11 protein-coding genes and 1 pseudogene are annotated in these 22,131 nt (G+C 65.2%); 3 read left to right on the forward strand and 9 right to left on the reverse strand.

Annotated elements, in window-relative coordinates:
• Positions 1 to 5 precede the first annotated feature (5 nt).
• Together AC5Y7D_RS13930 and AC5Y7D_RS13935 are read right to left on the reverse strand one after the other, a co-directional pair.
• Positions 6 to 7,379, reverse strand: a complete 7,374-nt coding sequence (locus tag AC5Y7D_RS13930; protein ID WP_499924763.1) for an SDR family NAD(P)-dependent oxidoreductase — start codon at positions 7,377 to 7,379, stop codon at positions 6 to 8.
• On the reverse strand, positions 7,376 to 8,323 hold the full coding sequence (locus AC5Y7D_RS13935) for a hypothetical protein (protein WP_499924765.1): 948 nt from the start codon (positions 8,321 to 8,323) through the stop codon (positions 7,376 to 7,378). The genes AC5Y7D_RS13930 and AC5Y7D_RS13935 overlap by 4 nt, the downstream gene beginning before the upstream one ends.
• A gap of 168 nt (positions 8,324 to 8,491) precedes the next feature.
• Between AC5Y7D_RS13935 and AC5Y7D_RS13940 the strand changes: the two genes are divergently transcribed.
• Complete coding sequence (locus AC5Y7D_RS13940) at positions 8,492 to 10,150, forward strand: class I adenylate-forming enzyme family protein (protein WP_499924767.1); 1,659 nt, start codon at positions 8,492 to 8,494, stop codon at positions 10,148 to 10,150.
• On the forward strand, positions 10,147 to 11,406 hold the full coding sequence (locus AC5Y7D_RS13945; protein ID WP_499924769.1) for a cytochrome P450: 1,260 nt from the start codon (positions 10,147 to 10,149) through the stop codon (positions 11,404 to 11,406). The genes AC5Y7D_RS13940 and AC5Y7D_RS13945 overlap by 4 nt, the downstream gene beginning before the upstream one ends.
• 34 nt (positions 11,407 to 11,440) lie before the next feature.
• Here the strand turns inward: AC5Y7D_RS13945 and AC5Y7D_RS13950 are convergent, their stop codons facing one another.
• From AC5Y7D_RS13950 to AC5Y7D_RS13965, 4 genes and pseudogenes are all read right to left on the reverse strand, one after another.
• Positions 11,441 to 13,306: a PPE family protein gene (locus tag AC5Y7D_RS13950; RefSeq protein ID WP_499924771.1), complete on the reverse strand. Its 1,866-nt coding sequence runs from the start codon at positions 13,304 to 13,306 to the stop codon at positions 11,441 to 11,443.
• Between the two features lie 154 nt (positions 13,307 to 13,460).
• Positions 13,461 to 13,659: pseudogene (locus AC5Y7D_RS13955) on the reverse strand (vitamin B12 dependent-methionine synthase activation domain-containing protein); the annotation flags it as partial.
• On the reverse strand, positions 13,660 to 17,409 hold the full coding sequence (gene metH / locus AC5Y7D_RS13960; RefSeq protein ID WP_499924774.1) for a methionine synthase: 3,750 nt from the start codon (positions 17,407 to 17,409) through the stop codon (positions 13,660 to 13,662).
• A 103-nt stretch (positions 17,410 to 17,512) separates the two neighbouring features.
• Complete coding sequence (locus tag AC5Y7D_RS13965; RefSeq protein ID WP_499924776.1) at positions 17,513 to 17,716, reverse strand: hypothetical protein; 204 nt, start codon at positions 17,714 to 17,716, stop codon at positions 17,513 to 17,515.
• Positions 17,717 to 17,760: 44 nt separating this feature from the next.
• Between AC5Y7D_RS13965 and AC5Y7D_RS13970 the strand changes: the two genes are divergently transcribed.
• The gene (locus AC5Y7D_RS13970) at positions 17,761 to 18,645 is read left to right on the forward strand and encodes a PAC2 family protein (protein WP_499924819.1); all 885 of its coding nucleotides are present in this window, start codon (positions 17,761 to 17,763) and stop codon (positions 18,643 to 18,645) included.
• An 18-nt stretch (positions 18,646 to 18,663) separates the two neighbouring features.
• Here AC5Y7D_RS13970 and AC5Y7D_RS13975 read toward each other — a convergent pair whose 3' ends face one another.
• From AC5Y7D_RS13975 to mshC, 3 genes are read right to left on the reverse strand one after another with little or no spacing between them, the layout of a single operon-like run.
• A complete protein-coding gene (locus AC5Y7D_RS13975) occupies positions 18,664 to 19,866 on the reverse strand; it encodes an FAD-dependent monooxygenase (protein WP_499924778.1) in 1,203 nt (400 codons plus the stop codon).
• A gap of 19 nt (positions 19,867 to 19,885) precedes the next feature.
• Positions 19,886 to 20,776 (reverse strand): SDR family oxidoreductase, encoded by an 891-nt coding sequence (locus AC5Y7D_RS13980; protein ID WP_499924780.1) that lies wholly within the window; start codon positions 20,774 to 20,776, stop codon positions 19,886 to 19,888.
• A 24-nt stretch (positions 20,777 to 20,800) separates the two neighbouring features.
• Complete coding sequence (gene mshC, locus AC5Y7D_RS13985) at positions 20,801 to 22,036, reverse strand: cysteine--1-D-myo-inosityl 2-amino-2-deoxy-alpha-D-glucopyranoside ligase (RefSeq protein WP_499924782.1); 1,236 nt, start codon at positions 22,034 to 22,036, stop codon at positions 20,801 to 20,803.
• Positions 22,037 to 22,131 lie beyond the last annotated feature (95 nt).

The raw sequence follows: 22,131 nt of genomic DNA on the forward strand, positions 1-22,131 counted from the left end.
GTGGATTACGTGCGGTCCAGCCGGGCCATCACCAGCTCACAGAGTTCCCTGGCGCTCGGCCCGCGCATCAGCTCCATGATGGTGATCTTGGTCCCGAACCTGCTCTCCAGCCAAGCACCGATCTCGACCGCGAGCAGCGAATCCAGGTAGTCCATCAACGGCATGTCCGCATCCAGATCGTCGCGCGGGATGCCGAGCATCGCGGCGAGGCGAGCCCCGATCACGGTCGCAACCGACTCGCCACCGGCCTCGCACGTCTGGGAAAGCGAGCCGGTCAGGTTGGCGGTGTCCGGCGACTCCGAGCCGAAAGCGTGGACATGCTCGAAGCTGGGCTCGCTGTGGACGTCGAGGCCGTAGTGACGAAAGAACTGTGGCCAGTCCACCGGCAACACACCGACCTGCGGCTGTTGACCGCCCCATAGCGTCGTCATCGCCTCGAACGCCTGGGCCGAGGTCAAGGAGCGCATGCCGGCCATGGCGACGATCCGGCGAATCTCGTCGTGCCTGGCCAGGTAGCCGACGTCGGAGACCGCACCCCAGTTCAGGGTGAGCGCCCGCTGTCCGCTGACCGACCTGGCCTGGGCGAGCTGGTCGAGGAAGGCGTTGGCTATCGCGTAATTGGCCTGCCCTCGATTGCCGATCATCGACGTGGCAGACGAAAACAGTACGAACGCCTCCAGCGGCAAGTGCGAAGTCAGCTCGTGCAGGTGCCAGGCACCGAACGCTTTCGGTGCCAGCACTTCGGTGATCCGCGCGGGGTCCAGGTCGGTGAGCAGCGCGTCGTCGAGAACCATCGCGCAATGCAGCACGCCGCGCAGCGGCGGTAGCTCGCGATGGATCCGGTCGATCAGGGCGGTGACTTCCGCCCGTGAGCTGATGTCGACCACCGCGACGTCGACATGCGTCCCGCGTATGCGTAAGTCCTCTATCTTGGTGGCGCATTCCTCATCGGGCACCCGAGAACGTCCGATCAGCACCAGGTGGCGCACTCCGATGGCTGCCAGGTGTTCAGCCATCGCAAGGCCTAAACCGCGAAGCCCTCCGGTGATCAACCACGTCCCGTGAACTGACGGCGGTTGCGGGGTCTGCACCACCGGAAACTCACGCTCAGCCATGGCGAGAACGAGTTTGCCCACATGCCGAGCGGCGGCCATGTGCCGGAAGGCTGCAGTGGCCTCAGCAGGGTGAAACACGCGATAGGGCAATGGGCGCAACTCGCCCGCTGCGAAGCGCTCCATCAGCAGCGCCAGCTCGCGGTGCACCTCAGCTGGCCGGTCCATCATCAACTGACGCAGGTCGAAGCTGAAATATGCCAGATTGTTCAGAAACGGGCGCAGTCCGATTCGTCTGTCGTTGAGCAGGTCTCGCTTGCCGAGTTCGACGAACCGACCGTAGGGCGCCAGGCAGCCGAGGCTGCGCGACACCGATTCCCCAGCGATCGAGTTCAGCACCACGTCCACCCCGGCACCACCAGTGGCGGACGCGATATGGTCGGCAAAATCCGTGGAGCGCGAATCGAACACATGCCGGACACCGAGCGTCCGCAATAGTTCACGTTTTTCCGGACTTCCCGCGGTTGCGAACACCTCGGCCCCCAGATCGCGCGCGATCTGCACGGCCGCCAGCCCCGTGCCGCCTGCTGCCGCGTGAATCAGGACCCGTTCCCCGGCTTCCAGCCGGGCAAGTTTGACCAAGCCGTACCAAGCCGTGAGAAAAACGATAGGCAGCGAGCATGCGGCTTCGAAACTCAGATTGGCAGGCTTGGCGACTACCCCGGTGGTCGGCAGCGTGAGATAGCCGGCAGCGGCCCCCTGTGCGCCGATGATCCCTACTACCGCTTCGCCGACAGCGATGTCGGACACGCCGCCGCCGACCCGGGTGACGACTCCTGCGCATTCGGCGCCGAAGCGGTAGCTCTCGGTGGTCTCCAATGGCGGCACCTGCCCGAGCGCGGTCATCACATCCAGGAAGTTCAGGCCCGTCGCCAGCACCTCGATCTCCACTTCGCCGGTGTCCGGGGCCCGACGGTTCACGGTGTGGTAGCGCAATTCGTCGAGTGATCCCGCGGTCGCTGCGCAGAGTTCGAATCCGACACCGGACGGCAGGGCGGCAGCGGACACCATGTCCGGCGCAACTGCCGTGCGAACCAGTCTGCGCACAAACCTCGTTCCGCCGCGCAGCGCGATCTCGCGTTCGTGGTCGCAGGTGCGCAGTTCCGCCCAAACCGCGTCCGCTTCACCGGGCATGGGCGTCGAGTCGAGATCGATTACCGCGTAGGGCAGCTGCGGCAGTTCAAGACGCACCGTGGCGATCGATCCCCACGCAGGCGAACCGGACAGGTTGACCTGATCGTTGTGCAGAGCATGGGCCCCGCGGGTGAGCACATACACCCGCGGCCACTGGTGGTCGTCGCCGCGACAAACGATCTTGAGCAATTCGACAAGCTGGACCGACGAGTCGGTCAAAGCCTGATCCATCGGCAGCCCGATGTCATCGCGCAGGTCGACGATTCCGTCCGGATTCACCACCTCGACGACGTCGTCCGCAAGGCTGTCCAGCACGACGGCCCGGCCACCATGCGACTCGATTCGGGCAGCGAGTTGCTCAGCGAGCGGATCGGCGCAGGCCAGGATCAGCCAGGTCCCCGCGCGTTCCGCAATGCTTGAGCCAGGCTGCTGCTGCGCAGCGACCCGGGGCCTTCGAGCCATCAGCAATGTTTGGGAGCCGGCGCCGCAATGGTGGGGGTCACCGAAAGCGGCGACATCGTCGAACCCGACGGAAACCAACGTTTCCCGCCAGGTCTGCGGCTCCAATAGCGGGCCCTCCGGTCGCAGGTCGACATCGCCGGCGCTCCACCAACCCGCAGTCAGACCGAAGGTGAGGTCGAGCCAAGGAGTGTCAGGAGCGGCTTCGAGCAGCACTAGCGCGCCTCCCGGCGCGAGCATGTTGTGAAGCCTGGCAAGAGTTCGCTTCACGTCCGTGGTGGCGTGCACCACGTCGGCGGCGATCACCAGGTCAAAGGAGCCTGCGGCGAATTCCTCTGCCGGCACGTCATATTCGAGGTCGAGCACCCGGTAGTCCACGAAATCGTAGTCGCGGAAGCGTTCGCGCGCGGTCGCCAGGAACGCCGCCGACACGTCGCTGAATACGTACTTGCAACGCTGCGGCGGCAGGGTCGGGAGCAGGTTTGCCGTCAATCCCCCGGTGCCCGCGCCCACTTCCAAGATGCGCAGCGTTCGTCGCGGATCGGCACTGTCTGTGAGTCGCCGGACGATGGTGCGGGCCAGCATGTTGTAGAGCCGGGCGATCGGCGAATTGTGATAGATGGGTTCAATGTTCACCGAGGCACCGGACGGGAACAGCAATCGCAACGGGTCGACCGCGCCGGTCAGCACGCCGTGCAGCTGGCTCCCGGTTCGTCGCAGGAGCAGCAGTTCCCACGCACTCTCGGGATAGTTCTCGAAGATATCGGCCCATAACTGCTGCGGGTCGACGTGCCAATTGGGCGAGTCGAGGTGCGCGGCCGCCGTCCGGCAGAACCGCCCTTCGCGCTCACTGAGCGAACCGTCCTGCACGAGCAGCCGCAACATACCGCGAAAAGCGCGGTGGTACTTGGGCACCAGGGCGGCAATGTCCGACACCGCGAATTCGGTGGGCGGCTGCAGACGATCGAGGCAGGCGGCCACATAGGCGGCGCAGAGCGTGCGTACGTCCTGCTGATACGTGGTGGCGTAGACGTGTCGATCAAGTCGCGCGGCCAGCCTACGAGCGTCGTGATCGAGAACGTCGCGCAGATCCGCAGGCCCCAGTGTCAGCGCGCTGCAGCGCGGTTGAATGCTCCGTTCGGATTGCTGCCACACGAAACGGTAGAAGTCTGTGTCGATGCGATTCTCAGCCGCCGGGGACCGTGGGACCGCTCTGCCAGTCAACGGAGTGAAATCCGCGATCAACTCCCCCTGCTCGTCAAGCAGATGAATGTCGACCACCAAGGCATCGTTGTGGCTACGCAGCCGGGTGTAACTCCACGCGGGCGATGCGTCGTCACGGTAGAGACGAACCTGCTCGATTCCGGTGGGCAGGTAATTCGTCGGCAACAGGTCGTCGGGGCGGTCACTGGACGGATGCAGTATTGCGCTCTGGAAACAGGCGTCGAGGACGGCGGGATGGAAGACGTACCCGCCCAATCGGTTACGCAAGGTCCGCGGTAGCCGGATGCGGGCAAGCGCCTCACCCGCTCCGAGGTACAACCGGTCGATTCCACAGAATGCCGGTCCGTAGGCATATCCCTTCTTCGCGAAGTCACTGTAGATGTCAACTGCGGCATGGATTTTCGTGCAGCGTGACAGAATGGCGTCGACGTCGTACCGTCCGGTTCGGTGCAGGGCGGCCGGATGGAATCGCCCGCGGGCGTTGCGCGTCCAGGCCTCGCCGCGGACCGCGCGCTGATGAAACTCAAAGGTGCCTTGTTCGGCATCGAGTTCGAGTCTGCTCATTTGTGGTTCGCCGGAAAGCACACAGGCCCGCTCGAACTCCACGAACTCCAGCGCGCAGGCACGACCGGTGACTTCACGCGCGGCGTGCAACGCGGCTTCGACATAGCAGGCTCCCGGCACGATGACCGAACCGAGCACGTGATGGTGACGCAACCACGACAGCCGGTGATCGGCCCAGTTGATCTCCCAGGATGGCCGCGTACCGTCAGCTCGTCGCAGCATCGGATGCTGTTGTGCGGCAGTGCGATTGCGACGTGAAAGTGGACTCTCGTTCCAGAACCGCTGGCGCGCCCACACGGTGGTCGGCAAGTCGAGCACCGCGGCGCCGCTGGGATAGCGCTGCCGCCAGTTCATCGGGCAGCCGCTGGCGTAAAGCGTGGCGAATCCATTGAGAAAAGTTGCCCAGTCGTCTTTGTGGCGCACCAATGACGACACCACCACCGCCCCGGTAGTGATCTCGTTGAGGGAGTTGGCCAATACCGGGTGCGGCCCCACCTCGACGAAAGTGTCGTACCCGTCGGCCAGCAGGGAGCGAACCGCCTGTTCGAACAAGACCGGGTTGCGGAAGTTGTCCCACCAGTAGTCGGTGCCGAGTTTGAGACCATCGATCCTGCCGCCGGTGGCCGTCGAATACATGGGGATGGTCGTCTCGTTGCCCTGCAGCCCAGCCAGCGCGTCCAGTAACTCGTCGCGCAACGGCTCCATGTCGGGGCTGTGGCATGCACAGTTCACCTGTAGAAGTCTGGTGTAGATGCCGCGGCCGTCGAGTTCGGTTGCCAAAGCCTGCAGTGCGGGCCTGCGGCCGGACAAGGTGGCTGAGCACGGACCATTGACCGCCGACACCCAAAGCTGGTCGGGCTTGCGCAAACACAACTCGCGCGCGTCCGCTTCGGGCAGCGCGACATACATCATTCCGCCCGAAGCGTCAGCCTTCTGTTGGATTCGGGCGCGGGTGCAGATCACCCTCAGCGCCTCGGACAGGCTCAGCGCTCCCGAGACGTACGCGGCGGCAATCTCACCCATGCTGTGCCCCAGCACCGCGCCCGGTTGCACACCCCAGGATTTCCACAGCTCCACCAGAGCCACCTGGACCGCGAACATGGCGGGCTGCAGATACTCGGTTTCTCCCACCTTCGACGAAGCCTCGTCAGCATTCAGCAGTTCGAGGATCGACCAGTCCAGATACTGCCCGGCGAGCCGGTCGCATTCCAGAATCGTCGCCCGATACACCGGGGAGCTTGCCAGCAAGGTCCGCCCCATCGCATACCACTGGGGTCCCTGGCCGTTGAACAGAAACGCGATCTTCCGCCCGTTGCGTGACGCGTGTCCGCGCACAACTTGCCCGGCAAGGATTTTGGCTGCGGCCGTGGCGGCATCGGCGGCCACCACGGCTATTCGGTGCTCATGGTGGGCGCGGCGCAAGGCCAGCGCCGCACCCAGCGATTCCAGGTTGGGCGAACAGGCCTGCAACAGATCGGCGTATTCCGCGGCGAGGGCATCGAGGGCTTCCTCGGTGCGGGCGCTGAGCGTCAACACGCTTGGGTGCGGGGGCACGGTCGTCGGTGCCGGCTCACATTCGTCGGGAGCCTCGGTCAGGACGACGTTCGCATTCGTGCCACCGAACCCGAATGAGTTGACACTGGCGACGGCACGAGGTTGGTAAGCCGGCCAGGGTTGAGAATTGGTCGCTACAGCGATGGGCAGACTGGAGAAGTCGATATCGGGATTGGCGCTGCGGAAGTGCAGGCTGGGGGGGATTCGCCGATGGTGCACGCACAGGGCGGCCTTGATGAGGCCGGCGATGCCGGCGCCGGCCTCCAGGTGGCCGATGTTCGTCTTGATCGAGCCCAGTAGCGCCGGCCGGTCCGGCCTTCTGTCGGTAGCCAGCACCCGCCCGAGTGCATTGGCTTCGATCGGGTCGCCGACCGGCGTTCCGGTGCCGTGCGCCTCGATGTAGCCGATCTCGGCGGGCGCAATTCCGGCGGCGGCCAACGCGGCCCGGAAGTTGTCCTCCTGCGCCTGCCCGTTGGGGACCGTGATTCCCTGTGTGCGTCCATCCTGGTTGACCGCAGTGCCCTCGATCACCGCATAGATGCGATCGCCGTCCCCGCGGGCCCGGCCGAGCGGCTTGAGCACCACAACGCCGGCGCCCTCACCGCGCACATAACCATTGGCCGACGCATCGAACGCCCGTGACCGGCCGTCCGGTGACAGCATCGCGGCCTGGCTCAGTGCGATGCTGAATTGCGGTGTCAGCATGAGGTTTACGCCACCAACGAGGGCAAGTTCGCTCTCGCTCCGCCGAAGACTCTGCACCGCGGTGTGTACGGCAACCAAGGACGAGGAGCAGGCCGTGTCGATGGTCATGCTGGGACCACGCAGGTCCAGCGTGTAGGACAACCGATTCGACAGGATGCTCATGAAGGTGCCGGTGGCAGAATGAGATCCCAGGCCCTCCTGTTCCCCCGGCGCCGATTGCAGACCTCCGTAATCCTGACTACAGGCACCCACGAACACGCCGGTCGGCCCACCCGCAAGATCACCGGGCACGATGCCCGCATCCTCGAGCGCTTCCCAGCACACCTCGAGAAGTAGGCGTTGTTGGGGATCCATCTGCTCGGCGACGCGGGCGGATATGCCGAAGAATGCCGCGTCGAACGCCTCGACGTCATCGATGAACCCGCCCCAACGGGTGTTCATCCGGCCGGATTGTTGCGGGCTCGGCGAGTAGAAGCGCTCGGTGTCCCACCGGTCGGGCGGGATCGGCCCGATCGCGTCGACGCCTTGCTCGAGGGACCGCCACAGCAGTCGGTGGTCGGTGATACGTCCGGGCAGTCTGCAGCCGATGCCGATGACGGCCACGGGTTCGTCGGCTGTGGCGCTCACGCTGACTTCAGCTCGCGCAACGCCGTGAGCACCTGCGCCGTGACGAAAACATCTTGAGGCGCGTGGAATTCCCGATAGCCGTCCGACTTCGGATACGGATAGTCCCCGCCGAACCATGAACCGTCGGCGCGGCGATGGTCGAGCAGCCATGTGACAGCACGGCGCACAGCCGGCGAGTCGGCGGCCACACCCGCGCCGGCGAGGGTACCGAGAGCAAGCGCCGTGTGTAATTCGGTCGAAGCCGTCTGGCCTACGCCGTCGGCGCGGCTGAACCAGCTTCCGTCGGGTCGCTGCCGGGCCAACACGAAATCGCGTGCCGCGGCGGCCTGCGGATAACTGGCGAACTTCATCAGAGCCGCCACCGAAGGCCGCATCAGGTAGTAATACGAAGCGTAGTAATACCAGTTGATTCCGAAATGCCCCTCCCAGTGCTGCTTGCCGGCAAGAAAATTCAGCGCTTCGTCCAAGTGCAGGGGTTCTAAGTCCAGTCCATCGAGCGCCAACAAAGCGAATCCGGTCACCGATGCTTCCAACTGAAACGCCTTTGGGATGTGACTGTGCGTTTCTTCCCAGGCGCCGTCTGCTCGTTGCCTGTCCCGCAGAAACAGCGCCCTGACGCGAGCCTCATCTGTTCTGCCGAGCAGCGTCAGTGCGGTGATGTACTCACTACTCGTCTCGGTACAATACCGGTCCGATGCGATCTCAGCCCCACCCCAACTCAACATGCCGCACGTTTTCTCCTGTGCCGCAAGGAATCCCAGGGCAGGATCAACGATGTCAGCTACCTCGAGCGGAACTTCTCGCTGCCATGAGGCGATGGCTTTCAGGGCGTTGACGGTGTCCCATTCCCGGAACAGTCGTGAAGTCGGATCACTCGCAACAGAACCGTCTGGTTGCAGACAATGCCGGAAGTATCCGACAGCCTCGGTGACTACTCGATCCATGGGCACATGGCGAAGCCCAAGAGCCGACCAGAGCATCCCGAATTCCTCTGCCGTGTGATGTATCTATCGCGGCCAGAATACAACCCGACACGACAGTGGAATCTTCACTTGGCGCGGTTCGCTGGATAGCCTGGCCATGTTTCGGGCGAGATGGACTTAGGAGCAGTGGTGCGACATCACAGCGACGTCGACGGACGTCGGGGCAACGACGTCACTACGCTGTGCGATCTCTTGGACTTACGAGCGGCCGAGCACCCTGATCGCGACGCCTTAGCCTTCCCGGACGCAACGGTGAGCTACGCAGAACTGGCTACGCGGGCCGACATGATCGCCCGGGGACTGCTGGCCTTGGACGTGCAGGCGGGCGAGACCGTCGGCATCCTGTTGCCGAACTCGCCCGATTCCATCGCGCTGCTGTTCGCAGCTATGAAGGTTGGTGCCGTGCCGGTGCCGATGAACACCCGGTTCAAGAATTACGAATTGTCCGAGGTGATCACCCACTCGCGGATGCGCCTGCTGTTCACCGAACCAGCCCAGCTACCCGCCTTGACGGCATCGCCGGGCGTCGTGACTGCCCTCCAGCAGACGGTGTTGCTCGGTGCCGTCGAGTCGTCACCGGAAATTCTGTCGGAGAAAGACTTTCATGCCCAGGGGGATCGAATTGAGGCGCAGTCGGTGCGCCGGCGCCAAGAGATGGTCGGGGTGCGCGACACCGCGATGGTGATTTACACCTCCGGAACGTCGGCAACCCCCAAAGGGGCGATGATCAGCCACGAGGCTTTCATTCGGGCGGCCGCAGGCACCGCAGACTCGAGGTTCCTTCTCACCGGGGACGATCGGGTGTGGAACGCGCTGCCCCTGTTCCACGTCGGCGGCATCACATTCGTGATCACCTGCATCTATGCGGGCTGCTGCTGCTGTCATGTGGGCTTCTTCCGTGCCGACACCGCGCTTGACCACTTGGAAACCCAACGCTGCACCGTCGCCCTGCCCGGCTTCGAGACCATCTGGCTTCCCGTGTTGAACCAGCCCGACTTCGGCCTGCGAGACCTGTCGACACTACGGCTTGTCATGGCGGTGGGTGTGCCGGAACGGCTCCGGGACATGGCGCGCCGGTTACCCACTGCGGTACAGGTCTCCTGCTTCGGAATGACGGAGTGCGCCGGCTTCCTGGCTTTGAACCACCTGACCGACACGCTGGAGCAGCGCATAACGACCGGCGGCCACCCGCTGCCGGGCATGCAATGCCGTGTCGTGGACCCGCAGACCGGCCATGACGTCCCGGCCGGTACCGAGGGCGAGCTGCTTTTCCGCGGCCCGAACTGCTTTGACGGCTATCTGCACGACCCAGAACTCACCGCCCGGTCATTCGACGACCACGGGTGGTTTCACACCGGTGATGTGGCCGTCATGGACGACGAAGGCCGGATCACCTTTGTCAGCAGGCTCAAAGACATGCTGAAGGTTGGTGGCGAGAATGTGTCCGCGGCCGAGGTCGAAGGTTTCCTGCTACGCCATCCCGCGGTGCACATAGCCGCGGTCGTCGCCGCACCCGACGACTACTACGTCGAAGTCCCGGCCGCGTACCTCGAGCTGAAATCTGGAGCGACGGCGACAGAACAGGAGATCATCGACTTCTGTCTGGGCAACATCGCCACATACCGGATACCTCGGTACGTCCGGTTCGTCCAGGATTGGCCGATGTCAGGTACCAAGATCAAGAAATACGTTCTGCGCGAGCGCATCCGAAGCGAGCTGCTCGAGAAGAACATCGTCCGGGCACCCAAGCTCAAGCCGGCCCGGGACGTGCCGGGGCACCCCCGTTGACCGAGCCGTCGGCGATCCTGCGGCTCTACCGATCGCGACTGCGGCTCGTCACCTCGGCCGCACTCGGCGATCCCATTGCCCGTGTGTTGGGGATGCCGCGCGGCATCGCGGGCTACGCGCGATACGAGCGGATACGGGAAGAGGGCGAGCTCGTTCGCGGCCGAAGTGGTCTGTGCATGACCGCGTCGCACACGGTGTGCCGTCATGTACTTCGTGATGAACGATTCGTCGCCGCACCGACGTCGACGGTGCGATTGAATCTGACACCGCTGCCCTGGCAACAGAGCGGTCTACTGGTGCATCCGCTCGACGACTCACTGGCGGCCGCCGATCCGCCGCAACACACCATGCTACGAAAAGTCGTCGCACCGCACTTCAGCCCGGAAGCCATGCGCGCGCGACGGGTGTTCATCGAAGAGCTGGTCGACCGACAGTTAGATAGGCTGGACCGCAACCAACCGTTCGACCTGATCGACGAGTTCGCGATTCAGGTGCCGAGCAGAGTGATTTCCGAGATTCTCGGCTTGCCCCCGCAGGATCACCGCCTGTTCGCACGGTGGGGTGTCGATTTCGCTGCCACGATCGATGGGGCGCGCGGGCTGCATGACCGGCGTCGCACCCATATTCTGCTTGCGGAGATGACCGAGTACTTCGCCGCCGTCGTCGTCGATCGAACCCGGCACCCGGGTGAGGATTTGATCAGCATGATCATCGACTCGGGTCAACTGAGCGAGGTACAGCTGCTGGCGACCTGCCAGGCGCTGCTGATCGGCGGCTTCGTCACCACCTCCAACATCATCGGCAATGCCGTCGTCGCCCTGTCCGACAACCCTGCGCAGCGCGCGGCATTCACGGCGGATCTCGATTGCGCGGGCCGGGTGGTCGAGGAGACCTTACGACTGCAGGCGCCCGCGCAATACAGCGTCCGCCTGGCGCGGGAGACAACGATGCTGGCCGATCACGAGCTAAGCCCAGGGACCCCAGTCGTCACCCTGCTCGCGGCGGCCAATCGGGATCCGGCGGTGTTCACCGAACCGAACGCGTTCGACATCGCCAGACCCAACTCCCACGAGCATCTGTCCTTCGCCGCCGGCGTGCACTACTGCCTCGGCGCCAGCCTGGCCCGGATGGAGGGGACGATTGCGCTGCGCGCACTCTACGAGCGCTTCCCCCGCCTTACGGTGGCGGGCGCGGTCGACTACTTTCCTTCTCGCGTCATTCGCGGACCCCGGCACCTGCCGGTCCGCTGCCGCTAAGCGCTTCGGGCCGATCTCCGGATGGGACCACTCGCTATCGGTGGAAGAAGCCGGAGTGCCCGCCGAAATCGGGCGGGAAGCTGCTCGCGTTTCCGACACCCGAGTTACGGATGCCAGTGTTGAAAAAACCCGAGTTCTGGAAGCCGACGCCGTTATTGAGGGTATTGAAGAAGCCGGAGCTGCGATCGGCTGAGTTCTGGAAGCCCGACCCTTCGAAGCCGAAGTTGTTGAAGCCCGAACCCCCGGCACCGAGGTTGCGCGCGCCGGACGACTTGTCGCCGGCGTTGGTGAAGCCCGAGGATTCATCGCCCTGGTTGAAGAAGCCCGAGGTGCCGAGCCCGGCATTTCCGAAGCCGGAACTGAGGCCGGGACCGTTGCCCGCACTTCCGATAGCGGTATTGAGGTTGCCGGAGTTGAAGCCACCGGTGTTGATATCGCCGGCATTGCCGAACCCGGTGTTCCGAGCGCCGGCATTGAAAATGCCGGTATTGCCTTCACCCGAATTAAAAAAGCCAGTGTTAAAGCGATCCGAGTTGAACATTCCGGTGTTCACATTGGCCGAGTTGAAGAACCCGGTGGTGAACCGGCCCGAGTTGAATGCCCCCGTGGCTTCGCTGCCAGTGTTTCCAAAGCCAGTGGTGTTCAGGCCGGTATTCCACGCGCCGGTGATGGTGCCGCCGGTGGTTTGGAAGCCCGTATTGTTCGTCCCCGAGACCTCGAAGCCGACATTGGCAAAGCCCGAGTTGAAGACGCCGACGTTGTGGCTGCCGGAGTTGAAGAAGCCGATGTTGTTGTTACCGGAGTTACCGAACCCGATGTTGCCGCTACCGGTGTTCAGCCCGCCGATACCGATCTGGTTATTGCCGGTGAGGCCAATGCCGATGTTGTTGTTGCCGCTGTTGCCGAACCCGATGTTGCCGTTGCCGCTGTTACCAAAACCCCAGTTGCCGTCACCGGTATTGCCCGACCCCCGGTTGAAATTGCCGGTGTTTGCGCTGCCGATGTTGTCGTGGGCGCCCGTGTTCGTCGGACCGACGTTTCCGAAGCCGATGTTCCCGTCGCCCTTGTTCCCGCCACCGACGTTGCCATTGCCGTCGTTGCCGACGCCAAAGTTAAGGTTGCCGCTGTTGCCGCCACCCACATTGCCGACACCGACGTTGCCACCACCGATATTCGAGTCGCCCCGATTACCGCCACCCACGTTGCCGTTGCCGAGGTTTCCGCCGCCGACGTTGGAGTTGCCGGTATTGCCGCTGCCGACGTTGGAACTGCCGCGGTTTCCGTTGCCAGCGTTTTGGTCACCGATGTTTCCATTGCCGACGTTGGCGTTGCCCTTGTTGCCGACGCCAAAGTTGGCTGAAATGTCATTCAGACTCTGCAGGGACTGCTGCCACGATGTCAGCTGGGCGACTGCGGCGGCGGCTCCGGAGTGATAGCCGAACATCGCGGCCACGTCCTGGGCCCACATCTGTTCATAGAGGCCTTCCGTCGCGGCGATCGCCGGAGCGTTCTGCCCGAACAGATTCGTCAACACCAATGACACGAACTGAGAACGGTTGGCCGCCAACGCGATCGGCTGCACCATCGCCGTGCGCGCCGCCTCAAACACACCCACGACAGCCTTGGCCTGCCCAGCCGCACCGGCAGCCCGCAGCGCTGCCGCGTCCAGCCACCTCGCGTAGGGCGCCGCAACCGCGGTCATGGCCGCCGATGCCGGACCCCGCCAGGCAGCACTGCCCAACGACGACGTCACCGCATGGAACGACGACGCCGCCGAATCCAGTTCGGCAGAAAGCCCATCCCAAGCCGCCGCCACCGCCAGCAACGGACCTGAACCCGCACCGCTGAGCATCAACGCCGAATTGATTTCCGGCGGTAACGTAGTGAAGTTTGCCAGCATCACGCCTCCTCGGACGTACCGCCCAACAAATCGCGCCGTGGCGAGGTACTCAACTATAGCGATCTAGCTGGCGGAAAGACCGCCAAGTCCACCATGGTCGCCAGCCCGGCTCGTGTTCGCTAGCAGCGTCGGTCGAGTTCGCCGGACCCAACGGTTAAGCCACATGGTCGGGGTGGTGCAGCACGAACGCATCCGTCGACAGGTGGCGCGTCCAACTCCTGGAACAGCGCCACAACGATGCGGTCCGGCTCGAGCAGCTCCATTGTGGCGCCATCTTCGAGGTCCGGGCGGGCGGCGCAGCCAACCCGATAGCCGCGCTTGAAGTAGTCCTCGACAGCCCCGGGGTCGTGGGCTCAGTCCTCCGGGTTGTAGCCGAGGTTGGGGGCGAGCCAGCGCTCGGCTTCCTGCATAGTCCAGCCCTTGCGCCTTGCATAGTCGGCAACCTGGTCCTGGGCTATCCGGCCGACCACGAAGTATTGCGACTGCGGGTGCGAGAAGTACCAGCCGCTGACCGCAGCACCGGGCCACATCGCCATCGACTCGGTCAGCTCGATGCCGGTCCGCTGCTGGACGTCCATCAGCTCCCAAAGCGTCGCCTTCTCGGTGTGCTCCGGGCAGGCCGGGTAGCCGGGGGCGGGACGAATACCCACGTACTTCTCGCCGATGAGAGCCTCGTTGTCCAGCTGCTCGTCCGGCTGGAACCCCCAGAACTCCTTGCGGACCCGCTGGTGCATGCGTTCGGCGAAGGCTTCCGCCAGCCGGTCGGCGATCGACTCCAGCAGGATCGCGTTGTAGTCGTCGTGGGCTGCCTTGAACTCCACGATCTTGTCACCGCTGCCGAGCCCGGCGGTGACGGCGAAGGCGCCGACGTAGTCCGCGAGTCCGGTGTCCTTGGGCGCGATGTAGTCGCCGAGTGACCGGTTCGGGATGCCGGGCCGGTGCTCGCCCTGCTGGCGCAGGTTGTGCAACGTGGTCAGCACCTCGGTGCGGGTCTCGTCGGTGTAGACCTCGATGTCGTCCCCGACGGCGTTGGCCGGGAAGAACCCGATCACCCCGTTGGCAGTCAGCCACTTCTCCTTGATCAGGGTGTCGAGCATCTCCTGTGCGTCCTCGTACAGCTTGCGGGCAGCCTCTCCCGAGGCCGGGTTGTTGAGGATGTCGGGGAACCTGCCCTTCATCTCCCAGGCGTTGAAGAACGGCTGCCAGTCGATGTACTCGCGCAACTCCGCGATGTCGTAGTCCAGGAACTCCTTTACGCCGACGCCCTGCGCCGGCACCGGCGGGCTGTAGCCTTCCCACTCGATCGGTGTCCGGTTGGCGCGGGCCTTCTCCAGCGTCAGCATCGGCCGCTCGTTCTTCTGGGCGTGCCGTTCGCGCAGCGACGCGTAGTCCTTCGCGGTGGCCTCCAGCAGGCCCGGCCTTTGCTTGTCGTCGAGGAGCGCCGCGGCGACCGGCACCGAGCGGGAAGCGTCCTTGACCCAGACCACGGGGCCGGTACGGCGCGGCGCCACCTTCACGGCCGTGTGAGCGCGCGAGGTGGTCGCGCCACCGATCAGCAGCGGAATTTCCAGCCCCCTGCGTTCCATCTCGACGGCGAAGTTCACCATCTCGTCCAGCGACGGGGTGATCAGTCCGGACAGCCCGATGATGTCGGCGTCGTACTCCTCGGCCGCGGCCAGAATCTTGTCGGCGGGCACCATCACACCGAGATCGATCACCTCGAAGTTGTTGCACTGCAACACGACTCCGACGATGTTCTTGCCGATGTCGTGGACGTCCCCCTTCACGGTCGCCATGATGATGGTGCCGTTGGTGTCCTTCGAGTCAGTCGCGCCAGTCTCCGCCTTCTCGGCCTCGATGAACGGCAATAGGTAGGCGACCGCCTTCTTCATCACCCGGGCCGACTTCACGACCTGCGGCAGGAACATCTTGCCCGCCCCGAAGAGATCGCCGACGACGTTCATGCCGTCCATCAGCGGACCCTCGATAACCTCGATCGGACGGCCGCCCGCGGCGGCGATCTCGGCCCGCAGTTCCTCGGTGTCGGCATCGACATGCGCGTCGATGCCCTTGACCAGCGCGTGGGTGATCCGCTCGCGGACCGGCAGGCTCCGCCATTCCGCCGCGGTTGGGTCAGCAGAGGTCTCGCCCTTGCTGTTGAACCGTTCAGCGATCTCCAGCAGCCTTTCGGCCGCGTCCTCGCGACGGTTCAGGACGACGTCCTCGATGCGGTCACGTAGCTCGGCGTCGATCGAGTCGTAGGGCACCAGCGCACCCGCGTTGACGATGCCCATGTCCAGGCCGGCCTTGATGGCGTGGAACAGGAACACCGAGTGGATCGCCTCGCGGACCGGGTTGTTGCCCCGGAAGGAGAACGACACGTTGGAGATGCCGCCGGAGATGTGGACACCGGGCAGGTTCTCCTTGATCCAGGCGCAGGCTTCGATGAAGTCGATCCCGTAGGTCGCGTGCTCCTCGATACCGGTCGCCAGCGCGAAGCAGTTCGGGTCGAAGATGATGTCCTCGGCCGGGAAGCCGACCTGTTCGGTCAGGATCCGGTAGGCGCGCCCGCAGATCTCCTTGCGGCGCTCCAAGTTGTCGGCCTGTCCCTGCTCGTCAAAGGCCATCACGACGACGGCGGCGCCGTATTTGCGGCACAGCCGTGCCTCCCGGATGAACTTCTCCTCGCCCTCCTTCATGGAGATCGAGTTGACGATCGGCTTGCCCTGCACGTTCTTCAGGCCCGCCTCGATGACCTCCCACTTGGACGAGTCGATCATCACCGGGACGCGGCTGATGTCGGGCTCGGCCGCGATGAGCTTGGTGAACCGGTCCATCGCGGCGACGCCGTCGATCATGCCCTCGTCCATGTTGATGTCGATGACCTGTGCACCGACCTCGACCTGCTGCAGCGCGACCGACAGGGCGGTGTCGTAGTCCTCGGCCTTGATCAGGTTGCGGAACCGGGCGGAGCCGGTGATGTTGGTGCGCTCACCGATGTTCACGAACAGCGAGTCGTCGGTGATGTTCAGCGGCTCCAGGCCCGAGAGCCTGGTGGCCACCGGGATCTCGGGCAGGTCGCGCGGCGGTTTGCCCTCGACGACCTTGGCGATCTCGGCGATGTGCGGCGGCGCCGTCCCGCAGCACCCACCGACCAGGTTGACCAGACCGGCCTCGGCGAATTCGGCGATGTAGCCGGCCTGACGCTGCGGAGACTCGTCGTACTCGCCGAAGGCGTTGGGCAGGCCGGCGTTCGGGTAACAGGAGACGAAGGTGTCCGCGATGCGCGCCATCTCGGCGATGTAGGGCCTCATCTCCGGCGCTCCCAGGGCGCAGTTGAGGCCGACGGCGATCGGTTTCGCGTGCCTGATCGCGTTCCAGAATGCTTCGGTGACCTGACCGGACAATGTCCGACCGGAGGCGTCGGTGATGGTGCCCGAGATGATCACCGGCCAGCGGCGTCCGCGTTCCTCGAACAGCGTCTCGACGGCGAAGACGGCCGCCTTGGCGTTCAGCGAATCGAAGATCGTCTCGATGATGATGAGGTCGGCTCCGCCGTCGACCAGGCCGTTCGCCGCATCCAGATAGGCGGCGACCAGCTGGTCGTAGGAGACATTGCGGGCTCCGGGGTCGTTGACGTCCGGCGAAATCGACGCGGTCCGGGTCGTCGGCCCGAGGGCGCCGGCGACGTAGCGGGGCTTGTCCGGGGTGCTGAATTCGTCGCAGGCCTTGCGGGCCAGGGCGGCGCCGGCGTAGTTCAGCTCGTAGCTCAGCTCCGCCATGCCGTAGTCGGAGAGCGAGACCGCGTTCGCGTTGAAGGTGTTGGTCTCCAGGATGTCCGCGCCCGCCTCGAGGTACTCGCGGTGGATCCCCTCGATGATCTGCGGCTGCGTCAGGGTGAGCAGGTCGTTGTTGCCGACAAGATCGCTCGGCCAGTCCTTGAACCGCTCGCCGCGGTAGCCGGCCTCGTCCGGCCGGTCCCGCTGGATCGCCGTGCCCATCGCGCCGTCGATCACCATGATCCGCTCACGTAGAGCTGCCGTCAGTGCATCGGTGCAATCCGGGCGGATGTTCGGTTCAAAGTCTGTCTCAGAGGCGTTCACACACAGTCCTTCCATAGCGGAAGGCGTCCTTAGATCTGCCGAGCGTGGCGGCTACCGGCTTGAAGACCGGAGAGCCGTTGCAACGCCTCTCGACCGAACAAGTTTACGTCTTCATTCGACGTCTGGACGCCCAGCCCGATCCGATCCGTTTGCCGATCGCGGCGCCGTTGCGCGCCGGCTCGCGGATCGTGTCGGCAATGTCTTGGTTATCCAGGTTAACCAGAATGCCGGCGAACCTATGCCGAATACTCGTCGACAGTGCCACCGCGGTCGCGGTCTGGGGCCCGAGCACGACCGCCGCGGCCATCTCGACGAGGAGGCGGGAGCACGCCGTAGGCTTACGGGGTGACTTTGCCGGATCGTGGGCCGGGTGACGACAACAAGCTGCCCAAGCTGCACAACACCGTCGTGGTGGCTGCTTTCGAGGGCTGGAACGACGCCGGTGATGCAGCCAGTGACGCGGTGACGCACCTGGCCGCGATCTGGGATGCGCTGCCCATCGTCGAGATCGACGACGAGGCCTATTACGACTATCAGGTCAATCGGCCCGTGATCCGCCAGGTAGACGGCGTCACGCGGGAGTTGGAGTGGCCGGCGATGCGGATCTCGCACTGCCGTCCGCCCGACAGTGACCGCGACGTCGTCTTGATGCACGGGGTGGAGCCGAACATGCGCTGGCGCACCTTCTGCGATGAGCTCCTCGCTGTCATCGACAAGCTCAACGTCGACACCGTGGTCATCCTGGGCGCGCTATTGGCCGACACGCCGCACACCCGGCCGGTGCCGGTTTCCGGTGCGGCCTACTCATCGGAGTCGGCGCGACTGTTCGGCCTGGAGGAGACGCGTTATGAGGGCCCGACCGGCATCGCCGGGGTGTTCCAGTACGCGTGCGTGGCCGCCGGCATCCCCGCGGTGACCTTCTGGGCGGCGGTGCCGCACTATGTGTCGCATCCGCCCAACCCGAAGGCGACGGTGGCGCTGTTGCGGCGCGTCGAGGAAGTGCTGGATGTCGAGGTGCCACTCGGTGACCTGCCGGCCCAGGCCGAGGCGTGGGAGCAGGAGATCACGGAGATGGCCGCCGAGGACGAGGAGCTGGCCGAGTACGTGCAGTCGCTCGAGCAGCACGGCGACGCGGCGGTGGATGTCAACGAGGCGCTGGGAAAGATCGACGGCGACGCGCTGGCCGCGGAGTTCGAACGTTATCTGCGGCGCCGCCGCCCGGGATTCGGACTGTAGCGGGGCCCGCAAGGCCGTCTAGGTCGCGGCTTCCGACGCCTCGCTGCCCTGGCGCAGCATGGCGATCACCGGGGAGGGTGGGCCGACCACCGCCGCGGTGATGCGCCGATTGACCGCTGGAATCCACGTCAGCCGCAGCGCGGTACGGCGTGCCCACAGCTGAAACGGCGACGACGGCAGGAACCGATTGGCGGCCTCGCGCCCCGCTTTCTGCTTCTCCTCGACCTCTGGGCGCCACAGCCGCTCGTAGAAATCCAGCGCCCGGTCCACCGATGACGTCCGGCGAAGCTGCTCGGCCAGGACGTACGCCGCGCCGACGGCCAGGGAGGCGCCCTGTCCGGCCAGCAGGGAGACCGCCGAGCAGGCGTCACCGACCAGGACGACCCGGTTGCTGCTCCAGCGCGGCATGACGATCTGGGCGACCTGGTCGTAGTAGATCTCTTCTGACGGTGGGCAACGCTGCAATGCCTCGGGCACCACCCAGCCCATATCGGCGTAACTTGCCTGTATCGCTGCCCGGGTGTCCTCCGGGAGTTGCCGATCCGCCGCGCGGTGCACCGCGAAGACGGCCACCTTGCCGTTGCGCAGGGTGTAGAAGCCGATCTGCCGATCGACCGTGTCGGTGAGGACGACATTGTCGCCGGCCGCGTCGCGGATCCCTGGCGCGTCGAAAACGAATGCGGCGGTGTGGAATCCGAGATAGCGCAGATACTGCGCTTCCGCGCCGAACACCTGTGCGCGCACGGTCGAGTGGACTCCGTCGGCACCAACCAGCAGATCGGCGTCCAGCGTCTGCCCGCCGTCCAGCGTCACCGTCACACCGTCGTCGTGATTGGCGACACCGGTGACCGCGGCACCATATCGCGGCTCGACGGTATCGGGCAGGTTGTTCCGTAGGACCTCTTCCAGGTCGGGGCGCATCACACTGCACAACCGGCCGCGCAGTGCCCTGTCGATCTTGACGTAGGACACCGCGGCGCGACGGCGGCCCTGGTCGTCGACGAGGCTGGCCTCGTCGAAGTTGTAGCCGACGTCACGGATCGCCGGCAGCACCCCGATCGCCTCCGCCGCGTCGTAGCCGGGCCCGAAGAAGTCGATCATGTAGCCCTGCGCGCGGGGCCCGGGCGCCCGTTCGAGCAGCACCACTTCGGCCCCGAGCGATGACATCCGCTCTGCGGTGGCCAGCCCGGCAATGCCCGCGCCGCAAACGATCACTTTCACGGCGTCACCTGTTTCTCGGTTACGACTTCTCCAGCTCCTGGGTGTATGCGCTGGTGGAGCGGCCGAGCGCGAGGACCTGGGCGTCCATCTTGGGCATCACTTCGGCCGCGGTCTTGAGGATCTGGGCCTCACCGATCCGGGTCGACAACACCGGCTTGAGCCATCGCATCGCCGCCACCCAACTGGGGCAGTACACCCGGGTCTTGCGTCCCTCGATGCCCTTGACGAACGCCGCGGCGCATTTGTTGATCGACGTGGTCCTGTTGATCGGCGGAGGAAGTCTGGACAGCATCTCACCGAACGCCGGCAGGTCGCCCTTGGTGTCGCGGACCAGGGCGGTGTCGACCCAGGACATGTGGGCCGACCCGACGGCCACGCCCAGGTGCGAGACCTCCAACCGCAGCGCGTGGGCCAGGTGTTCGTTGCCGGCCTTGGACATGTCGTACGGAACCATCCCGGGAGCGGCGGCGTAGGCGGCCAGCGAGGACACGATCAGCACGTAGCCGCGGCGGTCGATGATCGAGGGAAGGGTGGCGCGCACGGTGTAGAAGACACCCATCAGGTTGACGTCGATCACTCGCTTGGCCGCCTCCGGGTCGACGGTGAGCACCGAACCGTAGCTGGCGATGCCGGCGTTGGCCACCACCACATCGATGCCGCCGAACTTCCGCACGGCCTGGTCGGCGGCGGCCTGCATGGCCGAAAGGTCGCGCACGTCGGCTACGACGGTCAGCACCCGGCCTTGGGAGCCCTGGACGCCGAGTTCGGCCGCGATCGAGGTGAGCTCGGCTTCGCCCAGATCGGTCAAGACCAGCTTCGCGCCCTTGTTGTGCAGCCGACGGGCGACTTCGGCACCGATGCCACGCCCGGCGCCGGTAATGAAGACGACTTTGTCCTGCACCGATGTCATGGCCGAAAAGGTACCACCGCAGGGCTAGAGGCCGACCCCCAGTAGTGCGTCGACCGCGGTCGCCACCGCCTTCGGCGCGGCCTCGTCGTGGCCGCCGTACTCGAGCGCGTCCGTCGTCCAACCATCCAGCGCGGCAAGGGCTTTCGGGGTGTCGAGATCGTCGGCCAGATAGCGGCGGACACGAGCCAGGACGTCGGCGGCATCCGGAGCGGCGGGCAGGGCGGTGGCGCTGCGCCAGCGGTTGAGGCGGGTGTGCGCCTCGTCCAGCACTTGCCGGCTCCAGGAGCGGTCGGCCCGGTAGTGGCCGGCGAGCAGACCGAGCCGCACCGCCGACGGATCCACGCCCTGGGCCCGCAGTTGTGATACCAGCACCAGATTTCCCCGGCTCTTGGACATCTTGTGGCCGTCCCAGCCGATCATCCCGGCGTGTACGTAGTGGCGGGCGAATCTCCTTTCGCCACTGACGCATTCGGCGTGTGCGGCGGTGAACTCGTGGTGCGGGAAGATCAGGTCGCTGCCGCCACCTTGAATGTCGAGTTCGCTGCCGATACGGCTGAGCGCGATGGCGGCGCATTCGACATGCCAACCGGGTCGGCCGGGCCCGAACGGCGAGGGCCAACTGGGCTCCCCCGGCCGGTTGACGCGCCACAGCAGCGCGTCGAGTTCGTCGGTCTTTCCCGGCCGGCGCGGGTCACCACCGCGCTGTTCGAACAGGTTCAGCATGGTGTCCCGGTCGTAGCCCGATTCATAGCCGAACTGCAGGGTGGCGTCGGCCCGGTAATAGACGTCCGGATATTCCCCCTCGACGACGTACGCGGCCCCCGCAGCGACCATCTTCTCCACGAGCTCGACCATTTCCGGGACCGCCTCGGTGGCCCCGACATAGTCGTGCGGGGGCAGCACCCGCAGCGCGGCCATGTCCTCCCGGAACAAGGCGACCTCTTGGTCGGCCAGCTCACGCCAGTCGACTCCGTCGCGCTCGGCGCGTTCGAACAGCGGATCATCGACGTCGGTGACGTTCTGCACGTAATGCACGTCATGACCGAGGTCCAGCCACAAGCGGTAGATCAGATCGAACGTCAGGTAAGTGGCCGCGTGACCGAGATGCGTTGCGTCATAGGGCGTGATGCCGCAGACGTACATCGTGGCCTTGTCGCCGGGGGCGACCGGACGGATCTGCCGGTCGGCGGTGTCATACAGCCGCAGTTCGGGGCCGCGTCCGGGCAACGCCGGGACCGGCGGAGAAGACCACGACCGCATGCGTCGACTTTATGCGAGTCGCGGCGGTGAACCTCGCGGCGGGGCCGGAGACGGCAGCCGGCCGATCGAGTGTGCGCCTACCGCTTTGAGTGTGC

The organism is Mycobacterium sp. NGS49 (assembly GCF_059812565.1).